The sequence below is a fragment of the Acidovorax sp. LjRoot66 genome (assembly GCF_964253305.1).
Classification (GTDB): domain Bacteria; phylum Pseudomonadota; class Gammaproteobacteria; order Burkholderiales; family Burkholderiaceae_C; genus Acidovorax.
The window spans coordinates 1,917,942-1,937,827 of sequence record NZ_CAXUQU020000001.1; the positions used below are offsets into that span (position 1 = coordinate 1,917,942).

Here is a 19,886-nt window from a genome sequence, read left to right on the forward strand (position 1 = left end):
TTATGGCACAGTAGGGCGCATGAAATATCCGACGATTGAAGACGCGATTGGCAAGACGCCGCTGGTGGCGCTGCAGCGCATTGGGGCGGCAGACAGCACCGCGCGGGGCAACGTGATCCTGGGCAAGCTCGAAGGCAACAACCCTGCGGGCTCCGTCAAGGACCGGCCGGCGCTGTCCATGATCCGCCGGGCCGAAGAGCGCGGCGACATCCGCCCGGGCGATACCCTCATCGAGGCGACCTCGGGCAACACCGGCATTGCGCTGGCCATGGCGGCGGCGATCAAGGGCTACCGCATGGTGCTGGTGATGCCCGAAGACCTGTCGGTCGAGCGCGCGCAGACCATGAAGGCCTTTGGCGCCGACCTGGTGCTCACGCCCAAGAGCGGCGGCATGGAGCATGCGCGCGACCTGGCCGAGGCCATGCAAAAGCGCGGCGAAGGCAAGGTGCTCGACCAGTTCGCCAATGCCGACAACCCGCGCATCCACTACGAGACCACGGGCCCCGAGCTGTGGGAGCAGACAAATGGGCGCATCACCCACTTCGTGAGCGCCATGGGCACCACGGGCACCATCACGGGCGTGTCGCGCTTCTTGAAGGAAAAGAACGCCAGCATCCAGATCATCGGCGCGCAGCCGCAGGAGGGCTCGCGCATCCCGGGTATCCGCAAGTGGCCGCAGGAATACCTGCCCAAGATCTTCGACCCGCGCGCCGTGGACGAAACCGTGAACGTGAGCCAGGACGATGCCGAGGACATGGCCCGGCGCCTGGCGCGCGAGGAGGGCATCTTCGGCGGCATTTCGGCAGCAGGGGCCTGCTGGGCGGCGCTGCAGTTGTCGCAGCGCGTGAGCAATGCGACCATCGTCTTCGTGGTCTGCGACCGGGGCGACCGCTACCTCTCCACCGGGGTGTTCCCCGCGTGACGGCGCTGGCCGGCCACCGCTGCTACGCTGTGGTGGCTTGGCCCACTGGCTCCGCACGATGAACCAATCCAGGCAGCAGCCGGCCCCTATCCGGGAAGGCTGATGCTATAAAATCAAGAGCACCATGCAGTACGAACCCCGCCATTGCACCCATTGCGGCACGCCGCTGGCCCTCATCACCGTGGCAGAGGATGGTGGCGACAAGCAGCGCCTTCGCTGCCCGGCCTGCGGCTGGACGCACTGGAACAACCCCACGCCGGTGCTCGCCGCCATCGTGGAGGTCAACGGCCAGGTGCTGCTGGCGCGCAATGCGGCCTGGCCGGGCAAGATGTTTGCGCTGATCACCGGCTTCATGGAGGCGGGCGAATCACCGCAGGAAGGCATCGCCCGCGAGGTCAAGGAAGAGACGAACCTCGACGTGACCGCCACCACCCTGGTGGGGGCGTACGAATTCATGCGCATGAACCAGGTCATCATTGCCTACCATGTGGTGGCCCATGGCGAGGTGAAGCTCTCGCCCGAGCTGGTGGACTACCGGATGTACGATCTGGCAGACCTCAAGTGCTGGCCCGCTGGCACTGGCTATGCGCTGGCCGACTGGCTGCGCACGCGCGGGCACGAGCCGGTGTTCTTCACCGCCGAAGAAAATGCAGAGCGACGCCGCGGCCTGGACCTGCCGCCAAAGGACTGACGACCATGGACATCCACAAAGAAATCGACACGCGCGGACTGAACTGCCCGCTGCCCATCCTCAAGGCCAAGAAGGCGCTGGCCGACTTGGCCAGCGGCCAGTTGCTCAAGGTCGTGTCCACCGACGTGGGCTCGGTGCGCGACTTTCAGGCGTTTGCCAAGCAGACGGGCAATGAGCTGGTGGAGCAGACGACCGAAGGGGCGGACGAGGCGAAAGAGTTCATCCACGTCCTGCGCCGCAGGTAAAGGCGATGGTCTGGATGGAGCGAGCAAAGTCCTCGCTCCACAACACAAAGTCCTCCAGCTGCGCTTGCAGCAGGAGGACTTTTTTGTGGGCGTGCCGCAACCGGTGCGGCATGAAGGCGTAACTTACAGGCTCAACCCCTTGAGGTATTCACGGAAGTGGGCGCCCACCTGGGGGTGCTCCAGGGCGAGTTCCACCGTGGCTTCGAGGAAGCCCTCCTTGCTGCCGCAGTCGTAGCGCTTGCCTTCGTACTGGAAGGCGTAGACGGCCTCGTGCTGCATCAGGCGGGCGATGCCGTCGGTCAGCTGGATCTCGCCGCCCACGCCGCGCGGCTGGTTGCGGATCTCGTCGAACACGCCGGGCGTGAGGATGTAGCGCCCGGCCACGCCCATGCGCGAGGGGGCCACGTCGGCCTTGGGCTTTTCGACGATGCGGTCGATGCGGATCAGCGGGCCCCCGGCGGATTCACCGGCCACGATGCCGTACTTGTGCACTTGGTCCTCGGGCACCTCCTGCACGGCAATGACCGAGCGGCCCTGCTGGCGGAAGGCCGCTGCCATCTGGGCCAGCACCGGCTGGCCGCCCTTGGGGCCGACCATCAGGTCATCGGCCAGCAGCACGGCGAACGGCTCCTTGCCCACCAGGGGCTCGGCGCACAGCACGGCGTGGCCCAGGCCCAGCGAGCGGGGCTGGCGCACGAAGGCGCAGTCCATGTCGTCAGGCTGCACCGAGCGCACCAGGGCCAGCAGCTCCTGCTTGCCGGCGGCTTCGAGCTCGCTTTCGAGCTCGTAGGCGGTGTCGAAATGGTCCTCGATGGCGCGCTTGCTGCGGCCCGTCACGAAGATCATGTGGCGGATGCCGGCGGCGTAGGCCTCTTCCACGGCGTACTGGATCAGCGGCTTGTCCACCACGGGCAGCATCTCTTTGGGCGATGCCTTGGTGGCGGGCAGAAAGCGTGTCCCCAGGCCGGCAACGGGGAAAACGGCTTTGCGGATGGCGGATGCAACGGTCATGGGGCTCCTTGCAGGAAAGGGAAATAGAAAGAGGGCAGGGCCCGGCAAGGAGCCGGGCGCATCTGCCCTCAGTATCGCGGGATTTTTACCCCAGGCGTGTAAGCTGATCGCGCAATCGGCCCAGCGTGGCGGTGAAGTCGGCGATGCGCTTCTTGGCCTCGTCGATCACTGCAGGCGGCGCCTTGGCCACGAAGGCCTCGTTGCCGAGCTTGGCGTTGGCCTTGGCCAATTCGCCCTCCAGGCGTGCGATTTCCTTGGAGATACGGGCCTTCTCGGCCTCGACGTCGATCTCCATGTGCAGGCACATGCGCGCCTCGCCCACCACGGCCACGGGTGCGGCCTGTGCGGCGGCGGCCCACGCGGCCTCGTCGTCGAACACCTTCACTTCGCTGAGCTTGGCCAGCGATTGCAGCACCGGTGCCACGCCGCGCATGAACTCGGTGTCGCCCACGGTGTACAGCGGCAGGCGCGTCGATGGCGAGACGTTCATTTCGCCGCGCAGGGTGCGGCAGGCGTCCACCAGGCCCTTGACGCGCTGCATGTGCGCAATGGCGGCCTCGTCGATCTTGCTCGGCTGCGCCTCGGGGTAGCGGGCGATGCTGACCGAGTCGCCTTGCAGGCCGGCCACCGGCGCCACCGTCTGCCACAGGGCTTCGGTGATGAACGGGATGATCGGGTGCGCCAGGCGCAGGATGGCTTCGAGCGTGCGGATCAGCGTGCGGCGCGTGGCGCGCTGCTCGGCCTCGGTGCCGGTCTGGATCTGCACCTTGGCGATTTCCAGGTACCAGTCGCAGAACTCGTTCCAGACAAAGTCATAGATCGTGTTGGCCACGTTGTCCAGGCGGAACTCGGCAAAGCCCTTGGCCACCTCGGCCTCGGTCTTCTGCAGCAGCGAGGAGATCCAGCGGTCGGCCTGGCTGAAGTGCATGTAGCCGTGGGCGGGGCCGCCGGGCTGGCACTCTTCCTTGGTGTGCTCTTTGAGGCCGCAGTCCTGGCCCTCGCAGTTCATCAGCACGAAGCGGCTGGCGTTCCAGAGCTTGTTGCAGAAGTTGCGGTAGCCCTCGCAGCGCTTGCTGTCGAAGTTGATGCTGCGGCCCAGGCTGGCCAGCGCCGCAAACGTGAAGCGCAGCGCATCGGCACCATACGCCGGAATGCCCTCGGGGAACTCCTTTTGCGTGTTCTTGCGCACCGTGGGGGCGGTCTCGGGCTTGCGCAGGCCGGTGGTGCGCTTGTCCAACAGCGGGTCGAGGGCGATGCCGTCGATCAGGTCCACCGGGTCGAGCACGTTGCCCTCGGACTTGCTCATCTTCTTGCCCTGCGCGTCGCGCACCAGGCCGTGGATGTACACGTGCTTGAACGGCACGCGGCCCGTGAAGTGCGTGGTCATCATGATCATCCGGGCGACCCAGAAGAAGATGATGTCGTAGCCCGTCACCAGCACCGAAGAGGGCAGATACAGGTTGTAGTCGTCGGTCGGGCCGTCGCCCTGCTCGGGCCAGCCCATGGTGGAGAAGGGCACCAGGGCGGAGGAATACCAGGTATCGAGCACGTCCTCGTCGCGGCGCAGCGTCTTGCCCGGGGCCTTGGCCTGGGCTTCGGCTTCGTTGCGGGCCACGATCACGTTGCCGTCTTCGTCGTACCAGGCCGGGATCTGGTGGCCCCACCACAGCTGGCGGCTGATGCACCAGTCCTGGATGTTGTTCATCCACTGGTTGTAGGTGTTCACCCAGTTCTCGGGCACGAAGGTCACCTCACCGGTCGCCACGGCGTCGATGGCCTTCTGGGCGATGCTCTTGCCGGTGGGGTCCTGCTCGCTCACCTTGCTCATGGCCACGAACCACTGGTCCGTGAGCATGGGCTCGACCACCTGGCCGGTGCGGGTGCAGATGGGCACCATGAGCTTGTGCTTCTTGGTCTCCACCAGCGCGCCCGAGGCTTCCAGGTCGGCCACGATGGCCTTGCGCGCCACGAAGCGGTCCAGGCCGCGGTATTTTTCAGGGGCGTTGTCGTTGATGGTGGCCTGCAGCGTCAGCACCACGATCATCGGCAGTTGGTGGCGCTGGCCCACGGCATAGTCGTTCGGGTCGTGCGCAGGCGTGACCTTGACCACGCCGGTGCCGAACTCCTTGTCCACATAGTCGTCGGCAATGATGGGGATCTCGCGCCCCACCAGGGGCAGCACCACGTTCTTGCCGATCAGGTGGGTGTAGCGCGCATCCTCGGGGTGCACCATCAGCGCCACGTCGCCCAGCATGGTCTCGGGGCGGGTGGTGGCCACGGTGAGGCTGCCCGAGCCGTCGGCCAGCGGGTAGGCGATGTGCCACAGCGAGCCGTCCTTCTCCTCGCTCTCGACTTCGAGGTCGGACACGGCGGACTGCAGCTTGGGGTCCCAGTTCACCAGGCGCTTGCCACGGTAGATCAGGCCCTGCTCGTAGAGCTTCACGAAGGTGTCGGTCACCACCTTGGACAGCTTGTCGTCCATGGTGAAGTATTCGCGGCTCCAGTCCACGCTGTCGCCCATGCGGCGCATCTGCGTGGTGATGGTGTTGCCGCTCTGTTCCTTCCACTCCCAGACCTTGGCGACGAAGTTCTTGCGTGCTTCGGGCGGGGTGGGGCCCATGTCGTGGCGGCTGATGCCCTGCTCCTGCAGCTGGCGCTCCACCACGATCTGCGTGGCGATGCCGGCGTGGTCGGTGCCGGGCACCCAGGCCGTGTTGAAGCCGCGCATGCGGTGGTAGCGCGTCAGGCTGTCCATGATCGTCTGGTTGAACGCATGGCCCATGTGCAGCGTGCCGGTCACATTGGGTGGCGGCAGCTGTATGGAAAACGCCGGCTCGCCCGCCTGCGCTACGCCGGTGCCCCGAAAGCCCGCTACACCGTAGCCACGGCGTTCCCACTCGGGGCCCCAATGGGCCTCCAGGGCGGCGGGTTCAAAGGACTTGGAAAGGCTGTCGAGGCCGGTTTGTTGCAGGGGCGAGCTCATGGGGTAGGGCTGGTGGTGGGGCCGCCCGGGGGCTGCCTCCACGTTCGAGAGGGTGGAACCGGCCATTTTAAGTCAGCCAGCAAGGGCCCAACCGTCCCGGCCGGGTGGTGTGCATCGCCCAGGGCACTTCGCGGCGCGCTATCGAATTGTTACCTTGTGCGACTGGCGGAAAGCAGATGTTTGCCGATAATCCGCCGCGATGGAGTGAGGAAAGGGGTGTTGCGTGCCAACGCCCAGGCTCCATGGCCGGAAAAACCATACCAAACAATCCGCTTCCCGTATGAACATTGCATCTGCCCTGCGCGTGGGCCTGGCCAAGGTCTTTGCCTATTCGCTGCTCTCGCTGTTCCTGATCCCGCTGGCGGCCTACCTGTTCACCGGCTATGCGCAGCGCGATGAGGACGCTCAGTTCATCACCCGCATCAGCCAGCGCATCGACGCCGAAAAGGGCATGCCCGCGGCCGAGAAGCAGGCGCAAAAAGACTTCTACCGGGCCAACCCGCCGTCCACGATCTGCACCAACAAGAGCCCTCAGGTGGCGGATTACCGCGAGGCCATGTGCGAGACCTATGGCGAGCTGTGGCAGTTCAACCTGGTGCGCAAGGTCTCGCTTTGGAGCATGGTGGCCGGCGCAGTGCTGCTGGTGGCGGTGCTGGGCCTGGGCGCCTTGGCCTTTGTGGACCGCAAGATGCAGTACACCAGCTTCGTCACCGGCTGGCATCTGACCACCTGGGCCAGCGCCGCCTCGCTGGTGGTGCAGGGTGCGCTGGCGGTGTGGCTGTCGTTCTGGGTCACGGCCTTCTTTTTCCACAAGTATTCGCCCAAGCTCATCATCCTGGTGGGGATTCTGGTCGCCGGCGGCGTGTTCTTGGCCGTCAAGGGCATCTTCAAGCGCGTGCAGTTGCGCAACGGTGTGGACGGAGAACTCGTGACCGAGGCCGATGCGCCGCTGCTGTGGAAGCGCATCCGCCACATGGCGGGCCGCCTCAAGACCGAGCCGCCCAGGCACATAGTGGCCGGCATCGACGCCAACTTCTTCGTCACCGAGGCGCCGCTCACCGTCGGTGGCCAGCAGCTCACGGGGCGTACCCTGTTCGTGAGCATCCCCTTGCTGCGCCTCTTGGACCAGTCGGAAGCCGATGCCGTCTTCGGCCACGAACTGGCCCACCTGCGCGGTGGCGACACCAAGAGCAGCGCGCTGCTGGGCCCCAAGATCAGCCAGTACGACCACTACCGCCACGCCATGCGCACCGGCGGGCTCACGGCCGTGGTGGCACCGCTGCTCGACCTTTACCGCATGATCTTCGAGGTGGCCCTGGCGCGCGAAAGCCGCGAGCGCGAGTTCAAGGCCGACCGCATCGCCGCCAAGCTCATCTCGCCCGAGGCGATCGCGCAGTCGCTGATCAAGATTGCTGCCTACGCGCAGTACCGCTCCAAGATCGAGAGCGAGCTTTTCGGCCAGAACCGCAAGCACGATTCCGCCGCGCTGGGCATTGCCAGCTATGTGGCCCAGGGGCTGCCACCCTATGCTGCATCGGCCGACTTCCTGCAGGAGATGAAGTCCGCCAACGTGCCCCACCCGTTCGACTCGCACCCTGCCATGACCGAGCGCATGCGTGCCGTGGGGGTGAGGCTGCCCGAGAGCGCCTATGGCGCCCTCGTCACGCGGGCGCCTGTGGCCACCTGGGTGCAGCAGATCCTCACCGCCGATGCCATCGAGCAGCGCATGTGGGGCGAATACGAGCAGGCCTTTGCCGCTGACCACGAACGCAGCCTGGCCTACCGCTACGAGCCCGCCACCGACGAGGAGCGCGCGCTGGTGCTGCAGTATTTTCCGCCGGTGCAGTTCGCCTTGAAAGGCAGCGAGACGGTGACGGTCAGCATCGACGGCATCAGCACCTCGGCCGACGGCACCACTGTGTTCTGGGATGCTGTGAAGGCGCTGGAGTTCAAGGAAAGCAGCTTTGGCAATGCGCTCGTCGTCACCCACCGCGAGAAAAATGCCCTGGGCCTTGGCGCCAAGACCAGCAAGATCAAGCTCGCCGGCCTGAAGAAAGAGAAAGACGATTTCAACGCCACCGTTGGCCACTACTGGCAGCGCCACCAGATCATGCGCGCGCACCAGCAGGAAGGGTAGGCCCCTGCCCAAAGCTTGCGGGCGGCGGCCAGGGACGACCCGCCAATACCAGCCCTGCGCCTGGTGACAGGTGCTGATCTGCAGGGTCCTCTTGCAGTGGTGATGGACGGCTGAACTTTCTGCAGTGTGCCATGCTCTACCCAAGCGTGCATGGCCCTGGAAAAAAGCACGGCATGCCTGCGCTATTACCCTGTTCAATGGCAGGCCGTGGTGCTACAAAGGACCGGAGCCGTTAGCGATTCCCACTGCAAACCGTGGCACCCATGCGCAGGGTGCCACCACAGGAGGTCGTATGGATGCCATCAGCAATTTCGCCTCGCGTTACGCCCGTAGCCGTGAAGAGGAAATGTCGATCGACGAGTACCTCGCCGAGTGCAAGCGTGATCCCATGACGTATGCCACGGCGGCCCAGCGCATGCTGGCCGCCATTGGGGATCCCGAGACGGTCGACACGCGCAACGATCCGCGCATGTCGCGCCTCTTCGCCAACAAGGTGATCAAGCGCTACCCCGCGTTCGCCGAGTTCTACGGCATGGAGGATTCCATCGAGCAGGTGGTCAGCTTCTTTCGCCACGCTGCGCAGGGGCTGGAGGAGCGCAAGCAGATCCTCTACCTGCTGGGCCCGGTGGGCGGTGGCAAGAGTTCCATTGCCGAGCGGCTCAAGTACCTGATGCAAAAGGTGCCGTTCTATGCGATCAAGGGCTCGCCGGTGAACGAGTCGCCGCTGGGCCTGTTCGACGCGGTGGAGGACGGCCCGGTTCTGGAGGAGCAGTTCGGCATTCCCCGGCGCTACCTGCAGCGCGTGCTCTCGCCCTGGGCGGTCAAGCGGCTGGAGGAGTTCGGTGGCGACATCCGCCAGTTCAAGGTGGTCAAGCGCTACCCCAGCATCCTGAAGCAGGTGGGCATTGCCAAGACCGAGCCGGGCGACGAGAACAACCAGGACATATCGAGCCTGGTGGGCAAGGTGGACATCCGCAAGCTCGAAACCTTCGCCCAGGACGACACCGACGCCTACAGCTACAGCGGCGGCCTGTGCCTGGCCAACCAGGGCCTGCTGGAATTCGTGGAAATGTTCAAGGCGCCCATCAAGGTGCTGCATCCGCTGCTCACCGCCACCCAGGAGAGCAACTACAAGGGCACGGAAGGCTTTGGTGCCATCCCTTTCGATGGCGTGGTGCTGGCCCACAGCAACGAGAGCGAATGGAAGGCGTTTCGCAACAACAAGAACAACGAGGCTTTCCTCGACCGCATCTACATCGTCAAGGTGCCGTACTGCCTGCGCGTGAGCGAGGAGATCCGCATCTACGAAAAGCTGATCCGCGAATCGTCGCTGGGTAACGCCGTGTGCGCGCCGGGCACGCTGAAGATGATGTCGCAGTTCGCCATCCTCACGCGCCTGAAGGAGCCCGAGAATTCCAGCATCTTCAGCAAGATGCAGGTGTACGACGGCGAGAGTTTGAAGGACACCGACCCGCGCGCCAAGAGCTACCAGGAGTACCGCGACTACGCGGGCGTGGACGAGGGCATGACCGGCATATCCACGCGCTTTGCGTTCAAGATCATGTCCAAGGTGTTCAACTTCGACAGTGCCGAGGTGGCGGCCAACCCGGTGCACCTGATGTACGTGCTGGAGCAGCAGATCGAGCGCGAGCAGTTTCCTGCCGAGCTGGAGACCAAGTACACCAGCTACATCAAGGAGTCCCTCTCGCCGCGCTATGCCGAGTTCATCGGCAAGGAGATCCAGACGGCCTACCTGGAGAGCTACAGCGAGTATGGGCAGAACATCTTCGACCGCTACGTCACCTACGCCGACTACTGGATCCAGGACAACGAGTACCGCGACACCGATACCGGCGAGGTCTTCGACCGCGGCGCGCTCAACGCCGAGCTCGAAAAGATCGAGAAGCCGGCGGGCATCGCCAACCCTAAGGATTTTCGCAACGAGATCGTCAACTTCGTGCTGCGCGCACGCGCCAACAACCAGGGCAACAACCCGAGTTGGACCAGCTACGAGAAGCTGCGCCTGGTGATCGAGAAGAAGATGTTCTCCAACACCGAGGAGCTGCTGCCGGTCATCAGCTTCAATGCCAAGGGCAGCGCCGAGGAGGCGCGCAAGCACGAGGACTTCGTCACCCGCATGGTGGAGAAGGGCTATACGCCCAAGCAGGTGCGGCTGCTGTGCGAGTGGTACCTGCGCGTGCGCAAGAGCAGCTAGCGCAGCGGCCAACAGGCTCTTGAAGGTTTTGCCAGTGCATCCCACCGGTGCGCTGGCCCATGATGGGGGCAAGGGATGGCATTGCAAATCATCGACCGCAGGCTCGCCGGCAAGAACAAATCGGTGGGTAACCGCGAACGCTTTGTGCGACGCTTCAAGGAGCAGATCGCCGAGAGCGTGCGCCGTGCGGTTTCGCAGCGCGGCATCCGTGACATCGAGCAGGCCGAAAGCATCAGCATTCCCAAAAAGGACATCGGCGAGCCAGTGTTCCACCATGGCCAGGGCGGCATCCGCGACATGGTGCACCCGGGCAACGCGGAGCATGTGCGCGGCGACCGCATCCAGCGGCCCCAGGGCGGGGCGGGGGGCGGTGGCGGCTCGCAGGCCAGCGACAGCGGGGAGGGGGAGGACGACTTCACCTTCACCTTGACCAAGGAAGAGTTCATGCAGCTCTTCTTCGAGGACCTGGCGCTGCCCAATCTGCTGCGCACGCACATCGGCGAGACCCCGAAGTACAAGCCGCGCCGGGCCGGCTACAGCCAGAACGGCATTCCCAACAACCTGGCGGTGCTGCGCACCATGCGCGGGGCGCTGGGGCGGCGCATCGCGCTGGGCCAGTCGGCGCAACGCGAACGGGCGGCTCTGCAGGTGCAGCTCGATGCCCTGGTTGAAGAAGGCAACGGCACCACCGACGAAGCGGCCGCGCTGCGGCTGCGCATCGACGAACTCAAGGAGCGCACCGGTCGCATCCCTTACCTGGACCCCATCGACCTGCGCTTTCGCTCCCGCGTGCAGGTGCCGGTGCCCAACAGCCAGGCGGTGATGTTCTGCCTGATGGATGTCTCGGGCTCCATGGACCAGGCGCGCAAGGACCTGGCCAAGCGCTTCTTCATCCTGCTGTACCTGTTCCTCACGCGGCACTACGAGAAGATCGACATCGTCTTCATCCGCCACCACACGCAGGCCGCCGAGGTCAGCGAGGAGCAGTTCTTTCACTCCACCGAGAGCGGCGGCACGGTGGTCAGCAGCGCGCTGATGCTGCTCGACCAGATCATCCGCGCGCGCTACCCTGCGGGGGACTGGAACATCTATGCCGCCCAGGCCAGCGATGGCGACAACTTCACCAACGACAGCGGCAATTGCCGCAACCTGCTGGTGGACAGGATACTGCCGCTGGTGCGCTACTTTGCCTATGTGCAGGTGGCCCAGGAAGAGCAGAACCTGTGGGAAGAGTACAGCCAGCTGCAGTCGCAGTTTTCGCACTTCGCCATGCGCAAGGTCTCCGAGCCGGGTGACATCTATCCCGTGTTCCGCGACCTCTTCAAGAAAGAGGGGGTGCAGTGATGAACCACATGGCCCAGTACCCGGTGCTGGAGCGGCGCCTGCGCGACAACCCCTGGAAAACCGCCGTCGTCGGCGAGCGCCGCCACCGCACCGTGCCCGAGCAGCCCCTGCCCGCCGGGGCGCGGCCCGCGCAGCCGCTGCCCGATCCGAGCGACTGGACCTTTGAGCTGATCGAGCGCTACCACGCTGCGATAGCCGCCACCGCCGAGCGTTTCGGCCTCGACACCTACCCCAACCAGCTCGAAGTCATCACCGCCGAGCAGATGATGGATGCCTATTCCAGCGTGGGCATGCCGGTGAACTACCGCCACTGGAGCTATGGCAAGGAATTTTTGGCCACCGAGCGGCGCTACCGGCGCGGCCACATGGGCCTGGCCTACGAGATCGTCATCAACTCCAACCCCTGCATCAGCTACCTGATGGAGGAGAACACCACGGCCATGCAGGCCCTGGTGATCGCCCATGCCGCCTACGGGCACAACAGCTTCTTCAAGGGCAACTACCTGTTTCGCATGTGGACGGACGCTTCCTCCATCATCGACTACCTGGTCTACGCCAAGGACTACGTGGCCCAGTGCGAGGAGCGCTACGGCTTCGACGAGGTGGAGCGGCTCATGGACTCGTGCCATGCGCTGGCCAACTTCGGTGTGGACCGTTACCGCCGCCCGTCCAAGAAAAACCTGGCGCGCGAGCGCCTGGAGCGCGCGCAGCGCGAGGCCTATGCCCAGCAGCAGGTGAACGATCTGTGGCGCACCCTGCCCACGCGCCCCGGCAAGGACGGCGCGGCGCTGGAGCACAACCGCTTTCCGCAGGAGCCGCAGGAAAACATCCTGTACTTCATTGAGAAGCACGCGCCGCTGCTGGAACCCTGGCAGCGCGAGATCGTGCGCATCGTGCGCAAGATCGCGCAGTATTTCTACCCCCAGCGCCAGAGCCAGGTCATGAACGAAGGCTGGGCCACCTTCTGGCACTACACCCTGCTCAATTCGCTGTACGACGAGGGCTACCTCAGCGACGGGGTGATGATGGAGTGGCTGGGCTCGCACACCAACGTCATCTTCCAGCCCCCCGTGGGGCACCGCGCCTACAGCGGCATCAACCCCTACGCACTGGGTTTTGGCATGTACCGCGACATCCAGCGCATCTGCCAGAACCCGACGGCCGAAGACCGGCACTGGTTCCCCGACATCGCCGGCACCCCCTGGCTGCCCGCGCTCGACCATGCCATGCGCAACTTCAAGGACGAGAGCTTCATCGGCCAGTACCTGAGCCCGCACCTGATGCGCGAGATGCGCCTGTTCGCCCTGCATGACGACACGCGCCAGAGCGAGCTGCTGGTCAGCGAGATCCACGACGAAAACGGCTACCGCAACCTGCGCCAACTGCTGTCGCAGCAGTACGACCTGGGCACGCGCGAGCCCAACATCCAGGTGTGGAACGTGAACCTGCGCGGTGACCGCAGCCTGACCCTGCGCCACACCCAGTACCAGGGCCGCCCGCTGGCCGACGGCACGCAGGAGGTGCTGCGGCATGTGGCACGGCTGTGGGGCTTTGGCGTGCAGATCGAGGGCGTGGACGCGTACGGCAATCACCCGGTGATGCTGCACTCGGTGCCCGCGCCCGCGGAATGAGCTGAAGCACCCCCTGAGGCGCGAAAGCGACTCAGGGGGTGGTCACTTCCTCCTCGTACCCGAACATGGACTTGGCCTCCAGGTACTCCTCGAAGCCCATGCGCCCCCACTCGCGGCCGTTGCCCGACTGCCGGTAGCCCCCGAACGGAGCTGCGTGGTCGGCGCGTGCGCCGTTGAGGTGCACCATGCCGGCGCGCAGGCGCCGCGCGATGCGGCGGGCGTGGGCCAGGTCGGGCGCGCTCACATAGGCCGACAGGCCGTAGGGCGTGTCATTGGCGATCGCAATGGCCTCTTCCTCTGTGCCGTACGGCAGGATGCACAGCACCGGGCCGAAGACCTCCTCTCGCGCGATGGCCATGGTGTTCGATACATTGCAAAACACCGTGGGCTGCACAAAGTAGCCGTGGGTGGGGCCCTGGGGCCTTTCGAGCCCGCCGGTTGCGAGCTGGGCCCCTTCGTGCAGGCCCGTGGCGATGCATTCGCGCACCTTGCCGTACTGCGCGGCGTTGGCCACGGGCCCGAGCGTGGTGGCCGCGTCGCGCGGGTCGCCCATGCGCAGCGACTGCGCCACGTCCACCACGATGGCCGTGGCCGCGTCGTGCAGGTGCACCGGCACCAGCAGGCGCGTGGGCGCATTGCACGACTGCCCGCTGTTGCGAAAGCATTGCAGCGCCGCGTGGCGTATGGTGGCCGGCAGGTCCACGCCGTCCACCACGATGTAGGGCGACTTGCCGCCCAGTTCCTGCGCCACGCGCTTGACCGTGTCGGCCGCCGCCTTGGCCACAGCCACGCCGGCGCGGGTGGAGCCTGTGAAGGAGACCATGTCGATGTCCGCATGCGCCGCCATGGCCGCGCCCACGCCCGGCCCGTCGCCGTTGACCAGGTTGAACACGCCGGGTGGCACGCCCGCTTCGTGCAGCACCTGCGCGAACAGCAGGGCCGACAGCGGCGCCGTCTCGCTGGGCTTGAGCACCACGGTGCAGCCTGCGGCCAGCGCGGGCGCCACCTTGCAGGCGATCTGGTTCATGGGCCAGTTCCACGGCGTGATCAGGCCGCACACGCCAATGGGTTCGCGCGCCACGCGGGTGCGGTTCACCACCTCGTCGAAGGCATAGCCCGCCAGCACCTCTGCGGTCTGGCGCAGGTGCGACAGGCCCGCCACCGCATGGGCCTGGCGGGCCAGTGTGAGGGGCGCGCCCATCTCCAGCGACACGGCCAGGGCGATGTCGTCCATGCGGCGCTCGTAGGCGGCAATCACCGCGTGCAGCACGGCCAGCCGCTGTTCACGGCCCTGGGCAGCCCATGCGGGGAAGGCGCGGCGCGCGGCGGCCACGGCGTGGTCGAGATCGCGCGCATCTCCCAGCGCGATGCGCGCCACGGGCTGCTCGGTGCTGGGGTCGATGACGTCCAGCGTGCGCGTGCCTTGCGCGGGCGTCCAGGCGCCGTCGGTGTAGAAATTCAGGTGTTCCTGCATGGTGCTCGCTTCAGGCGGTGGCCCGCAGGGCGGTGCGGATGCTGCCGACCACCTCGCCGATCTGTGTCTCGCTGATCACCAGCGGGGGCGAGAGCACCAGCGTGTCGCCCGAGTTGCGCACCAGCACGCCCGCCTCGAAACAGGCCACATGCACGGCATTTCCGCGCGCGCCGGCAGCGCCTGGGCGCGATGCCAGGTCCACCGCGCCGAGCAGGCCGATGTTGCGCACATCGGCCACGTGCGGCGCGTCGCGCAGGCCGTGCAGGGCGGCTTCCCACACCGGGGCGATGGCCTGCACGCGCGCGGCCAGGTTGAGCTCCTCGTGTACATCGAGCGTGGCCAGGCCGGCTGCGCAGGCCAGTGGGTGGGCCGAATAGGTGTAGCCGTGGAACAGCTCGATCACGCCCGACGAGCCCTGCATGAACGCGTCGTACACCGTGTTGCCCACGAGCACGCCGCCCATGGGCACGGCACCGTTGGTCATGCCCTTGGCGCAGCAGATCAGGTCGGGCGTGACGCCGAAGGCCTGGGCCCCGAACGCGGCGCCCACCCGCGCAAAGCCGGTGATCACCTCGTCGAAGATCAGCAAGATGCCGTGCTGTGTGCACAGCTCGCGCAGGCGCTGCAGGTAGCCCACGGGCGGCGGGTACACGCCGCCCGAGCCGGTGACGGGCTCGACGATCACGGCGGCGATGGTGGCCGGGTCGTGCACCACGAACAGCTGCTCCAGCGCATTCGCGTAGTGCGCGCCCGTGGCGGGCTGGCCGCGCGAAAAGCGCGCATCGGCGTCGTACGGCAGGGGCAGGTGGGCCGTGTCGGGCAGCAGCGGGCCGAAGTCGCGCTTATGGCGCCCGAGCCCGGCCACCGAGAGGCCGCCAAAGCCCATGCCGTGGTAGCCCTTGGCGCGGCCCACCAGCAGCGTACGGCGCGCATCACCGCGTGCCTGGTGGTAGGCGCGGGCGATCTTGAGGGCCGTGTCCACGGCCTCGGAACCCGAGTTGGTGAAGAACACGTGGTCCATGCCGCCCGGCGCCAGGTCGGCGATGCGCCGGGCCAGCGTGAAGGCTGCCTGGTGGCTCATCTTGAACGACGAGACGAAGTCCATGCGGCCTGCGGCCTCGCGGATGGCCTCGGTGATGCGCGGCTGGCCGTGGCCCGCGTTGCAGCACCACAGGCCGGCCATGGCGTCGAGCACCTGGCGGCCATCGTCGGTGGTGTAGTGCATGCCCTGGGCGGCGGTGAACAGCATGGGCTGCTGCTGGAACTGGCGCTGGGCGGTGAAGGGCAGCCAGAAGGCGTCGTCGTTGTGGGGGCTGGATGGGGTGGCGGAAGTCATGAGGGGCTTTCGGTGGGTGCTGCACAGGGAAGCGCAGGGAGCCGCGTGCCCGCCATGGCGGCATCGGCCCCTGCATGCCTTCTATTATGTTTTTTGTTTTAACAAAAATCAATACACTGGCGTGAAGCCTTTGCGCACTACGCCCTCTCAGGCTTTGCCGGGAGGGCGCAGGCGGCTGGCGACATCCAGATGGCGCTGCATCAACAGGGCAGCCAGTTCCGTGTCGCCGGCCTGCAGGCGGTCCAGCATCTCCAGGTGCTCGCGGCAGTTCACCTGCATGCGCTCGGGGCCGTACTTCCAGTCGTAGTTGGACAGGCGGCGCAGGCGGTTCTGGCGCTGGATGTCCATGTGGAAGAAGCGGTTGCCCGAGGCGGCGGCCACGCCTTCGTGGAAGGCGGCATTCATCTCGAAGAAGGCGATGCTCGACGAATCCTCCGACAGCGTGCGCAGGAACTCCTCGTGCTGGCGGCGCATGTCCAGCGCCCAGGCGGGCGGCAGCGCAAAGCCTGGCTCGCGGATGGCGGCCGGCTCGATCACCATGCGGTAGCGGTAGCTCTCGTGGCGCACGCTGGCGTCCCAGGCGCCCGTGGCAAAGCGCCAGCCATAGCCAAGCTTGGGCTCGATGGCGCCCAGGTCGGCCAGGCGCTCCAGCGCATTGCGGATGGCCGGGCGGCCCAGGTCGTAGGCCTCCATCAGTTCCTTCTCGGAGACGTATTCCCCCAGGTTGCCATGCTGGCGGTCGTAGGCAATGCGCCGCAGCAGTTCGTCGCTGCCATCGGCCGCCTCGCGGGCGGGGGAGGGCAGGGGCGGCACGCGCAGCAGCTCCACCCCGCGGTGCGGCTTGCGCTCGGCAAAGCCCTGCTGCGCGAGGTGGTCGAGCGCGGCGCGCACCGGCGTGCGCGAGACGCCCAGGCGCTCGGCGAGTTGGTTTTCATTGAGGCGCGCACCGGCCGCCAGGCCGTCCTCGTGGATGAGGCGGCTGATGCGGTCTGCCAGTTCCAGATGCAGGGGGGTAGAAACCATAGTCAGAAACAGTTGATGTTTTTTATTCTACAAAATACAATTCAGTCCATCGATCAATGATCGCTCACTCCACCCATCGCCATGGACCAGACTTTCCCTTGGGGCGCCGACCAGCCCATTCCTTCCTGCCCGTTGATCGAGGTCCGCGGCGCGCCGCGCGAGCGCGGCCGCCAGTATGGCGAACAGGCCAAGGCGCGCATCCTGCGCGGCATCGCACATTACTCCACCCAGCTCGAAGGCAGCCAACTCGGCTGGCCCGAGATCGGCACGCTGGTAAAGACCTTCGAGCCCACCATCGAAGCCTTTGATGCCGCCTACCTCGACGAGATGCGCGGCATCGCCGAGGGGGCCGGTGTGTCGTACGAAGCCGTGGTGATGCTCAATGCGCGCACCGAGATCCTCAAGCTTGCCGACCGCCGCCGCAAGGGCCAGCCCGCGCAGATCGACCCCGACGGCTGCACCGGTGTGGTCGCGATGCCCGAAGCCACCGCCTCTGGCCGCGTGATCCATGCGCAGAACTGGGACTGGAAGGCCGAGTGTGCCGAGACCGCTGTGGTGCTGCGCGTGCTGCGCGACGACGGCCCGGACATCCTGACCTTCACCGAAGCCGGCGGCATGGCGCGCTCGGGCATGAATTCTGCAGGCATCTCCATCACCGCCAACTACCTGGAGTCCGACCGTGACTACCGCCAGCTCGGCGTGCCCCTGGCGCTGCTGCGCCGCAAGGCGCTGGAGCAGGTGCAGCTGGCCCTGGCCATGCGCATCGTGTACTGCACGCCCAAGTCGGCATCCAACAACGTGATGGTCTCGCACGCCACAGGCGTGGCCATCGACTTCGAATGCGCGCCCGACGAGACCTTCCAGATCCACCCCGAGCGCGGCGTCATTGTGCATGCCAACCACTTCCAGAGCCCGATTGCGCTGGCCAAGATCAAGGACATGGGCATCGTCAACACGCCCGATTCGCTGTACCGCGACCTGCGCGTGCGCGCCCTGGTGGAGCCGCACATCGGCGCGCTCACGCGCGAGCACATCAAGAACGCGCTGTTCGACGACTTCCAGTCGCCCTGGTCGGTGTGCCGCCCGCCGCGCCCCAACTCCAGCAGCAACCTCTCGGCCACGGTGGCCATGGTGGTCATGGAGCCGGCCCTCGGCGAGATGGAAGTCGCCATGCTGCCCGCGCTCAGCCGCCGCTTCGAGACCTACCGCCTGGACCTGGAGCGCCACCTGGCGCTGGCCTGAGCGCACCCGCCTCCCGCCCGATTGCCTGCCCCCCCGAAGAAAGGACCCCGAGATGACTACTGCCCCCTCGCGCTGGCTGTCCAAAGGCCTGGCCATGTTCGCCGGCTTGTGCACGTTCGGCCTCGCCCAGGCCCAGCCACAGCCCGATACCCTGCGCATCCGCCTGAATGCCGACATCCGCTCCACCGACCCCGGCGTCAATCGCGACAACAATACCGACGCGGTGATGATGCATGTGCTCGAAGGCCTGGTGGCCTACCGCGAGGATGCCTCCGTGGCGCCGCTGCTGGCCCAGTCGGTCACCCCCTCCGCAGACGGCAAGACCTACACCTTCAAGCTGCGCCAGGGCGTGAAGTTCCACAACGGGGCGCCGCTCACGGCCGACGACGTGGTGTTCGCCTGGAACCGCTACATGGCCCCGGCCAACAACTGGCGCTGCCTGGCCGAGTTCGACGGGCGCGGCCTGGCCAAGGTGCTCAAGGTGGATGCGCCCGATGCCGCCACCGTGGTCTACACGCTGGACAAGCCCTCGGCCCTGTTCCTGGCGACGCTGGCGCGGGTGGACTGCGGCGGCACCGGCATCTACCACCGCAGCTCGCTCGAAGCCGACGGCAAGTGGCGCGAGCCCGTGGCCACCGGGCCCTACAAGCTCGGCGAATGGAAGCGCGGGCAGTACATCGAACTCCTGCGCAACGACGGCTACTCGGCGCTGCCCGGCCCGCGCGACGGCAACACCGGCGCCAAGATCGCCGAGACACCCAAGGTGCGCTTCGTCATCATCCCCGATGCCTCGGCGGCCAAGGCGGCGCTGTTCTCGGGCGGCATCGACCTGAACTACGACATCAACGACGAGGACATGGCCGAGTACAAGGGCCGCAAGGACGTGCTGATGGAGACCCAGGCCACCATGAACGTGCAGGGCCTGCTGTTCCAGACGCGCGACCCGCTGCTCAAGGATGCGCGCATCCGCCGCGCCATCGCGCTCGCGCTGGACATGCCCGAGCTGGTGGCCGCCGTCACCTCGGGCAATGCCCCGCCCAGCCGCTCGGTCGTGCCCACGCCCAGCGCCTTCTACAAGAAGCCGCAGGCTGCGGTGCCGCCGCGCAACCTGGCGCTGGCCAAAAAGCTGCTGGCCGAGGCCGGCTACAAGGGCGAGCCCATCAAGATCCTGGCCACCAAGCGCTACAACAGCGTGTTCAACATCGCCGTGCTGACCCAGGCCATGGTGCAGGAGGCCGGCATCAAGGCCGAAGTGGAAGTGCTCGACTGGGCCACGCTGCTCGACCGCTACACCAAGGGCAACTACCAGGCCATGGCCTTCACCTTCTCGGCCCGGCTGGATCCGGCGCTGTCGTACGAGATGGTGACCGGCCCCAAGGACAAGCAGCCGCGCAAGGTGTGGGACGAACCCCTGGCCCACGAACTGCTGGCCAAGAGCATGGAGACCAGCGACGCAGCCCAGCGCCAGGCCCTGTTCGACAAGCTCGAAGCCCGCATGCGCGAGGACGTGCCCGCGATCTTCATGTACTCGGCTGTGAACACCAGCGCCGCCCGCTCGTACGCCAGGGGTTACAAGGGCTGGGCGCTGGGCACACCGCGTGCCTGGGGCGTGGCGCTGCGCGCTCCGTGAAG

The 19,886-nt window shown here is 66.4% G+C and carries 14 protein-coding genes; 9 read left to right on the forward strand and 5 right to left on the reverse strand.

The window, feature by feature from the left end:
• Positions 1-19 precede the first annotated feature (19 nt).
• From cysM to ACSQ3Y_RS08970, 3 genes are all read left to right on the forward strand, one after another.
• On the forward strand, positions 20-922 hold the full coding sequence (cysM, locus tag ACSQ3Y_RS08960) for a cysteine synthase CysM (RefSeq protein WP_428002177.1): 903 nt from the start codon (positions 20-22) through the stop codon (positions 920-922).
• A gap of 124 nt (positions 923-1,046) precedes the next feature.
• Complete coding sequence (locus ACSQ3Y_RS08965; protein WP_057201294.1) at positions 1,047-1,613, forward strand: NUDIX hydrolase; 567 nt, start codon at positions 1,047-1,049, stop codon at positions 1,611-1,613.
• Positions 1,614-1,618: 5 nt separating this feature from the next.
• The gene (locus ACSQ3Y_RS08970) at positions 1,619-1,858 is read left to right on the forward strand and encodes a sulfurtransferase TusA family protein (RefSeq protein WP_057201293.1); all 240 of its coding nucleotides are present in this window, start codon (positions 1,619-1,621) and stop codon (positions 1,856-1,858) included.
• 123 nt (positions 1,859-1,981) lie between these two features.
• On the opposite strand, the gene galU is transcribed toward ACSQ3Y_RS08970, so the two are convergent.
• A complete protein-coding gene (gene galU / locus ACSQ3Y_RS08975; protein WP_057201292.1) occupies positions 1,982-2,869 on the reverse strand; it encodes a UTP--glucose-1-phosphate uridylyltransferase GalU in 888 nt (295 codons plus the stop codon).
• Positions 2,870-2,954: 85 nt separating this feature from the next.
• The gene (locus tag ACSQ3Y_RS08980) at positions 2,955-5,852 is read right to left on the reverse strand and encodes a valine--tRNA ligase (RefSeq protein ID WP_436177030.1); all 2,898 of its coding nucleotides are present in this window, start codon (positions 5,850-5,852) and stop codon (positions 2,955-2,957) included.
• 280 nt (positions 5,853-6,132) lie between these two features.
• On the opposite strand from ACSQ3Y_RS08980, the gene ACSQ3Y_RS08985 reads away from it, so the two are divergent.
• The 4 genes from ACSQ3Y_RS08985 to ACSQ3Y_RS09000 all read left to right on the forward strand — a co-directional run bounded on the left by ACSQ3Y_RS08985 (position 6,133) and on the right by ACSQ3Y_RS09000 (position 13,179).
• Positions 6,133-7,989 carry a M48 family metalloprotease gene (locus tag ACSQ3Y_RS08985; RefSeq protein WP_436177031.1) on the forward strand — a complete coding sequence of 619 codons (1,857 nt, stop codon included), beginning with the start codon at positions 6,133-6,135 and terminating at the stop codon, positions 7,987-7,989.
• A 292-nt stretch (positions 7,990-8,281) separates the two neighbouring features.
• On the forward strand, positions 8,282-10,204 hold the full coding sequence (locus tag ACSQ3Y_RS08990) for a PrkA family serine protein kinase (RefSeq protein ID WP_057201290.1): 1,923 nt from the start codon (positions 8,282-8,284) through the stop codon (positions 10,202-10,204).
• 75 nt (positions 10,205-10,279) lie between these two features.
• Positions 10,280-11,548: a YeaH/YhbH family protein gene (locus tag ACSQ3Y_RS08995; protein ID WP_436177032.1), complete on the forward strand. Its 1,269-nt coding sequence runs from the start codon at positions 10,280-10,282 to the stop codon at positions 11,546-11,548.
• Positions 11,549-11,556: 8 nt separating this feature from the next.
• Positions 11,557-13,179: a SpoVR family protein gene (locus ACSQ3Y_RS09000; RefSeq protein WP_436180096.1), complete on the forward strand. Its 1,623-nt coding sequence runs from the start codon at positions 11,557-11,559 to the stop codon at positions 13,177-13,179.
• Between the two features lie 31 nt (positions 13,180-13,210).
• Here ACSQ3Y_RS09000 and ACSQ3Y_RS09005 read toward each other — a convergent pair whose 3' ends face one another.
• The 3 genes from ACSQ3Y_RS09005 to ACSQ3Y_RS09015 form a co-directional block, all read right to left on the reverse strand.
• Positions 13,211-14,653, reverse strand: coding sequence for an aldehyde dehydrogenase family protein (locus ACSQ3Y_RS09005; RefSeq protein WP_436177033.1), 1,443 nt, complete (start codon positions 14,651-14,653; stop codon positions 13,211-13,213).
• Between the two features lie 10 nt (positions 14,654-14,663).
• On the reverse strand, positions 14,664-15,989 hold the full coding sequence (locus ACSQ3Y_RS09010) for an aspartate aminotransferase family protein (protein ID WP_436177034.1): 1,326 nt from the start codon (positions 15,987-15,989) through the stop codon (positions 14,664-14,666).
• Between the two features lie 147 nt (positions 15,990-16,136).
• Entirely contained in the window at positions 16,137-17,012 is an 876-nt protein-coding gene (locus tag ACSQ3Y_RS09015) for a GntR family transcriptional regulator (protein ID WP_428002170.1), read from the reverse strand.
• Between the two features lie 81 nt (positions 17,013-17,093).
• Between ACSQ3Y_RS09015 and ACSQ3Y_RS09020 the strand changes: the two genes are divergently transcribed.
• A complete protein-coding gene (locus ACSQ3Y_RS09020) occupies positions 17,094-18,254 on the forward strand; it encodes a C45 family autoproteolytic acyltransferase/hydolase (RefSeq protein WP_436177035.1) in 1,161 nt (386 codons plus the stop codon).
• Positions 18,255-18,306: 52 nt separating this feature from the next.
• Positions 18,307-19,884 carry an ABC transporter substrate-binding protein gene (locus tag ACSQ3Y_RS09025; RefSeq protein WP_436177036.1) on the forward strand — a complete coding sequence of 526 codons (1,578 nt, stop codon included), beginning with the start codon at positions 18,307-18,309 and terminating at the stop codon, positions 19,882-19,884.
• Positions 19,885-19,886: the final 2 nt, after the last annotated feature.